Origin of the sequence: Hydrogenophaga sp. (assembly GCF_051007235.1) — a bacterium.
GTDB lineage: Bacteria > Pseudomonadota > Gammaproteobacteria > Burkholderiales > Burkholderiaceae_C > Hydrogenophaga.
Genome location: NZ_JBPCSJ010000390.1, coordinates 1 through 2,020 on the forward strand (window position 1 = coordinate 1; position 2,020 = coordinate 2,020).

1 protein-coding gene and 2 pseudogenes are annotated in these 2,020 nt (G+C 62.7%); all 3 read right to left on the bottom strand.

What is annotated here, in order from left to right:
* Positions 1–515 (bottom strand): annotated as a pseudogene (locus ACR2JA_RS13965) (F0F1 ATP synthase subunit beta); the annotation flags it as partial.
* A 38-nt stretch (positions 516–553) separates the two neighbouring features.
* Positions 554–1,420: a F0F1 ATP synthase subunit gamma gene (gene atpG, locus ACR2JA_RS13970; protein WP_434009688.1), complete on the bottom strand. Its 867-nt coding sequence runs from the start codon at positions 1,418–1,420 to the stop codon at positions 554–556.
* Positions 1,421–1,449: 29 nt separating this feature from the next.
* Positions 1,450–2,020, bottom strand: a pseudogene (locus ACR2JA_RS13975) (F0F1 ATP synthase subunit alpha); the annotation flags it as partial.

The window sequence follows — 2,020 nt, forward strand, 5'->3', positions numbered from 1 at the left end:
CTGTGGGCCTTGGCGATGTTGTTGATGAGTTCCATCATGTTCACGGTCTTGCCCACACCGGCGCCACCGAACAGACCCACCTTGCCGCCCTTGGCGAACGGGCACACCAAGTCGATCACCTTGATGCCGGTTTCCAGCAGCTCTTGCGAGGGCGACAGTTCGTCGTAGGCCGGGGCTTTGCGGTGGATGGGAGCGGTCAGGGTCTGGTCGACCGGGCCGCGCTCGTCGATGGGCGTGCCCAGCACGTCCATGATGCGGCCCAGGGTGGCCTTGCCGACCGGCACGGTGATGTTGGCGTGGGTGTTGGTCACCAGCATGCCGCGGCGCAGGCCGTCGGAGGAGCCCAGCGCAATCGTGCGCACCACGCCGTCGCCCAGCTGCTGCTGGACTTCCAGCGTCAGGGCGGAGCCTTCCATTTTCAGGGCGTCGTAAACGCGCGGCATCTGGTCACGCGGAAATTCCACGTCCACGACGGCGCCGATGCACTGAACAATCTTGCCTTGTACTTGAGACATGATGGATACCTTTTAAATTCTCTGGATTCGGGTGAACGTCAAACAGCGGCGGCGCCGGCCACGATTTCCGACAGCTCTTTGGTGATCGCGGCCTGGCGGGTCTTGTTGTAGACCAGCTTGAGTTCGCTGATGACGCTGCCGGCGTTGTCGGTGGCGGCCTTCATGGCCACCATGCGAGCCGACTGTTCGGACGCCATGTTCTCGGCCACGGCCTGGTAGACCTGGGCTTCCACGTAGCGCAGCAGCAGTTCGTCGATGACGGTCGCGGCGTCGGGTTCGTAGACGTAATCCCAGTCACGGCCCTTGCTGCCGTCCTGGAGATCAGCGGCCGACAGCGGCAGCAGCTGCTCGATCACGGCTTCCTGCTTCATCGTGTTGATGAAACGGGTGTAGCAGACGTGCACCGAGTGGATGCGGCCTTCGGTGTACGCATCCAGCAGCACCTTGACGGGGCCGATCAGCTTGTCCAGGTGCGGGGTGTCGCCCAGGCCGGTGGCGCTGGACACCACCTTGGCGCCGATGCGGTTGAGGAAACCCAGGCCCTTGTTGCCAATGGCCACGGCTTCGGCACCCATGCCCTTGCCCTGCAGTTCCTTGAGCTGGTTCGTCAGCGCACGCAGCACGTTGGTGTTCATGCCACCGCACAGACCCTTGTCGGTCGTGACGACGACAAAACCGGCGGTCTTGGCATCGTTGGTCTGCATGAAGGCGTGCGTGTACTCCGGGTTCGCCTTGCTCAGGTTGCCGGTGATCTGGCGCACCTTCTCGGCGTAAGGGCGGGCCGCACGCATGCGGTCCTGTGCCTTGCGCATCTTGGAGGCGGCCACCATTTCCATGGCTTTGGTGATCTTCTTGGTGTTCTCCACCGATTTGATCTTGCCGCGTATTTCCTTGCCTGCTGCCATTGCTGCTCCTTAGCTCGTCAATGGACGGATCAGTACGTGCCGGTCTTTTTGAAGTCGGCGATGGCGGCGGCGAGCTGGGCTTCGGCTTCTTTGTCCTTGTCCAGCGCCTTGCCTGCTTCCATCTTCTGCAGCAGAGCGGCGTGCTTGTCCTTCAGGAAGGCGTGCAGACCGCTTTCGAAAGGCAGCACCTTCTTGACGTCGATGTCGTCCAGGTAACCCTTGTTCACGGCGAACAGCGTGGCGGCCATCAGGCTGATGGACAGCGGCGCGTACTGAGCCTGCTTGAGCAGTTCGGTCACGCGGGCACCGCGGTCCAGCTGCTTGCGGGTGGCTTCGTCCAGATCGGAAGCGAACTGCGCGAAGGCGGCCAGTTCACGGTACTGGGCCAGGTCGGTACGGATACCGCCGGACTGCTTCTTGATCAGGTCGGTCTGCGCGGCACCACCGACGCGGGACACGGAGATACCGGCGTTGATGGCGGGACGGATACCGGCGTTGAACAGGCTGGTTTCCAGGAAGATCTGGCCGTCGGTGATCGAGATCACGTTGGTCGGCACGAAAGCGGACACGTCGCCGGCCTGCGTTTCGATGATGGGCAGT